The sequence below is a fragment of the Streptomyces cahuitamycinicus genome, from assembly GCF_002891435.1.
GTDB lineage: Bacteria > Actinomycetota > Actinomycetes > Streptomycetales > Streptomycetaceae > Streptomyces > Streptomyces cahuitamycinicus.
This window is the reverse complement of the sequence record NZ_POUC01000570.1, coordinates 1-4,127: the sequence shown is the minus strand read 5'-3', so window position 1 is coordinate 4,127 and position 4,127 is coordinate 1. Positions and strand designations below refer to the sequence as shown.

Annotated in this window: 1 protein-coding gene and 1 pseudogene; one reads left to right on the top strand and one right to left on the bottom strand. The window is 73.1% G+C overall.

From position 1 onward, the window contains the following. Window positions 1–215: 215 nt before the first annotated feature. Window positions 216–3,500, bottom strand: a complete 3,285-nt coding sequence (lysX, locus tag C1J00_RS39415) for a bifunctional lysylphosphatidylglycerol synthetase/lysine--tRNA ligase LysX (protein ID WP_102913678.1) — start codon at window positions 3,498–3,500, stop codon at window positions 216–218. Between the two features lie 154 nt (window positions 3,501–3,654). Between lysX and C1J00_RS39410 the strand changes: the two are divergent. Further along, window positions 3,655–4,100 (top strand): annotated as a pseudogene (locus C1J00_RS39410) (universal stress protein). Window positions 4,101–4,127: the final 27 nt, after the last annotated feature.

Genomic DNA, 4,127 nt, shown 5'->3' with positions numbered 1-4,127 from the left:
GACGGGGCCGTCCCCGGTGACAGCCGTGACCACTCCGGCCGTCGCGGCCGCTCCCACGGCGCCGGCCCCCGCGATCAACGCCCGGCGCCGGGTGAGCAGCCGGGTGAGCAACTGATCCTTCTTCATGACTCATCAGTCGCCCGGCGGAAGGCCGACGCACGCGAGCAACACCGGCGTGGCGGCACACTTTCACCCGTTCGGCCCATGCAAGTGGGTCAGCGGCGGCGCACCAGGGGGAAGGGCAGGGTCTCGCGGATCGTCAGTCCGGTGAGGAACATGACCAGCCGGTCCACGCCGATGCCGAGGCCGCCGGTGGGCGGCATGGCGTATTCGAGGGCGTCGAGGAAGTCCTCGTCGAGTTCCATCGCCTCGGGGTCGCCCCCGGCGGCGAGCAGGGACTGGGCGGTGAGGCGGCGGCGCTGCTCGACCGGGTCGGTGAGTTCGGAGTAGGCGGTGCCGAGTTCGGTGCCGAAGGCGACGAGGTCCCAGCGTTCCGCGAGGCGCGGGTCGGAGCGGTGCTGCCGGGTGAGCGGGGAGACGTCGGTGGGGAAGTCCTTGTAGAAGGTGGGCAGCTGGGTCTTCTCCTCGACGAGCCGCTCGTACATCTCCAGGACGACGTCGCCGTGGCCGTCGTCTGCGGTGTACGGCACGTCGGCGCGGTCGCAGAGCCGGAGCAGGTCGGGCACCTCGGTGCCGGGGTGGATCTCCTCGCCGAGGGCCTCGCTGATGGCGCCGTAGACGGTCTTGACGGGCCACTGCCCGGAGATGTCGTACTCCTTGCCGTCCTTGTGGGCGACGGGGGTGCCGAACGCGGCGGTCGCGGCGCCCTGGATCAGTTCGCGGACGAGGTCGAGCATCACGTCGTAGTCGGCGTACGCCTGGTAGGCCTCCAGGATCGTGAACTCGGGGTTGTGCTTGTAGTCGGTGCCCTCGTTGCGGAAGGTGCGGCCCATCTCGAAGACCTTCTCCAGGCCGCCGACGCACAGTCTCTTGAGGAACAGCTCGGGGGCGATGCGCAGATACAGGTCGAGGTCATAGGCGTTGATGTGGGTGGTGAAGGGGCGGGCGTTGGCGCCGCCGTGGATCTGCTGGAGCACCGGCGTCTCGACCTCGAGGTAGCCGCGCTCCAGCAGGCCCTGGCGCACGGCCTGGACGGCGGTGGAGCGGGCGCGGACCACGTCGCGGGCGGCGGGGCTGGAGACGAGGTCGAGGTAGCGCATGCGGACCTTGGCCTCCGGGTCGGCCAGGCCCCGGCGTTTGTCGGGCAGGGGGCGCAGGCACTTGCCGGTGAGCTGCCAGGAGGTGACGAAGACGGTCGGCTCGCCCCGGTCACTGACGCCCGCCCGGCCGGTGGCGGTGATGTGGTCGCCGATGTCGGTGTCGGCGGTGAAGCGGTCGAGGGCGGGGCCGGAGCGGTCGCGGGTGAGGGCGAGTTGGTGGTCTCCCGACCAGTCGCGCAGGACGGCGAAGACGATGCCGCCGAAGTCGCGGACCAGCATGATCCGGCCGGCGACGGTGACCTGCTCGCCCTGCCGGACCTCGGCGAGCGTGTGGGTGCGGGCCGGGACGCCCACCGGGTAGGGGTCGGTGCCGACGGCGCGCAGCCGGTCGAGTGTGCGGTGGCGGACGCGGGCCTGGTCGGACAGGCCGGAGAGGGGGTCGGCGGGCTCGGTCCCGTCCCCTCCGGCGAGGCCGAGCACCGCCAACGACGGCAGCCCCTCCGTGGTGGCGGGCCGCTGTCCGCCCTTCGGGTGCCCTTTCCCCCAGAGTTTGCGCATGGACGGTACGGAGACGAAGCCCTCGGCGATGCCGGAGGCGAGGCCCACCCGGGCGAGGGAGGCGGCCTCCGCGTAGCAGAGGAAACGGGGGTACCACTCGGGGTGGTACTTGGCGTTGGAGCGGTACAGGGCCTCCAGTTGCCACCACTTGGAGAAGAACAGCAGCAGACGGCGCCAGAGGCGGAGCACGGGTCCCGCGCCGATGCGGGCGCCCTCCTCGAACACGGAGCGGAACACGGCGAAGTTCAGGGAGACCTTTCGGACGCCCAGTTTCGGGGCGGCGGCGCACAGTTCGGCGACCATGAACTCCATGACACCGTTGGGGGCGGCACGGTCACGGCGCATCAGGTCCAGGGAGACGCCGTCCCTGCCCCAGGGCACGAAGGACTGGATGGCCAGGAGGCGGCCGTCCCGGTCGAGGGCCTCGGCCAGGAGGCAGTCGCCGTCGGCGGGGTCGCCGAGGCGGTCCAGGGCCATGGAGAAGCCGCGTTCGGTCTCGGTGTCGCGCCAGGCGTCGGCCCGTTCGACGAGCCGGCGCATCTCCTCCTCGGAGAGGGTGGAGTGGCGGCGGACCCGGCTGGTGACTCCGCTGCGGCGGACCCGGTTGACGGCCTGGCGGGTGACGCGCATGTCGCGGCCGTCGAGGTCGAAGTCGAGGACGTGCAGGATCGCCTCGTCACCGAGCTGGAGCGCGCCGAGCCCGGCGCGGACGAAGGCCCGGGCGCCCTCCTCGGAGGCCCCCATCACGGCCGGGACCCAGGCGTGGCGGCGGGCCACGTCCTGCCAGGCGGCGATCGCGTGCGGCCAGGCCTCCCGGTCGCCCACCGGGTCGCCGCCGGCCAGGCAGACACCGGCCTCCACGCGGTAGGTGACGGCGGCCTTGCCGCTGGGTGAGAAGACGGCGGCCTTGTCGCGGCGGGTGGCGAAGTAGCCGAGGGAGTCCTGGTCGCCGTAGCGGCCGAGGAGGGCGCGGATGCGGGCCTCCTCGTCGTCGTGGAGGGCGGCTTCCAGACGCTGGGAGCGGAAGAGGGTGGCGGCGGCGTTCAGCAGGGCGAGCGCGCCGAACAGGCCGAGCAGGAAGAACAGGGCGTGCGGTGGGCGGCCGTCGAAGGAGCCGGCGGGCACCAGGCCGCCGCACACCCGGTTCGCGGCCCAGGCCAGGCGCTCGTCGCCGGGCAGGCTGCCGGGGAAGGCCTCGACCAGGGCCCAGCCGACCAGGATCGCCACGACCAGTCCCGCCACCAGGACGGCCAGGGCCCGGCGTACGGCGGCGCGGCGGGAGGCGGCGTAGAACTCCTTGCGGGCGACGATCATCAGGGCCAGGGCGAGGCCGCACACGACGAAGGACGGGACGGACTCGGCGAACTCGCCGACGGCCATGCCGAGGATGTCGGTCAGGACCAGCAGGCCCAGGTAGACGACGACCAGCCACCAGGCGATCTTCTTGCGGGCGCCGGTCGCGGCGGCGAGCAGGAACAGGAAGACGGCATAGGCGAGGTTGGCGCTGACCGGGACGAGCAGCAGGTCCAGGAAGCGGACGAGGGGGCGCAGCCCGGTGCGCAGCGGGGGGATCACCGCCAGCAGGGCGCAGAGCAGACCGAGGGCCCCGAAGAAGACGGCGAAGCCCTCGGGCACCCGGCTGAGGATGCCGTGCGCCCGGTGGGGCGGCCGTATCCGGTCCGATGTGTCCTCGGCCGTGCCGGTGTCCGCGATGACGCTCATGCTTTCGACTCTAGGAACACCCGGGCCTCGTCGCCCGTCGAGCGCTCCAGCACCGAGGGGCCCAGGAGACCCGGGCGTCCCGTCCGGCAACCGCGTGCGCGGACTCCGCGTCCCGCCCGGCGGGCGGACCAGCGGCTTCCGACAGCCTCGCGGCGTGACGGAACGGCAGTCCCATCAGTTCGAGCGGGGCACGGACGGGCCCAAGGTGATCGTGGTCGGGGTGGACGGCTCCGACTCCTCCCTGCGGGCCGCGGCCTACGCCGCCGGCCTGGCCTGCTCGCCGTGGTGTACGTGCAGCCGGTGCCGGCGGCGGGCGGGGCGCTGGGGGTGCCGGTGGCCGGGACGACGGACGAGATCGCCGAGGACCTGGTGGCGCGGATCCGGGACGCGGCCGAGCGGCTCAAGGGGATATTCGAGGTCCGCTGGGAGTTCCACACGTTCCGCGGCGATCCGTACAACGGCCTGGTGACTGCGGCCGACGAACTCAAGGCGGACGCGGTGGTCGTGGGCGCCTCGGAGCAGGCGGGCCACCGCATCGTCGGCTCGGTGGCGGTACGGCTGGTGAAGGCGGGGCGGTGGCCGGTGACGGTGGTGCCGTAGCGGGCCGGCGCCCGGGCGGTGGGGTGC

Excerpts from the sequence above, each read along its gene's own strand:
- lysX (WP_102913678.1), bottom strand. The coding sequence starts at position 3,500 with ATGAGCGTCATCGCGGACACCGGCACGGCCGAGGACACATCGGACCGG.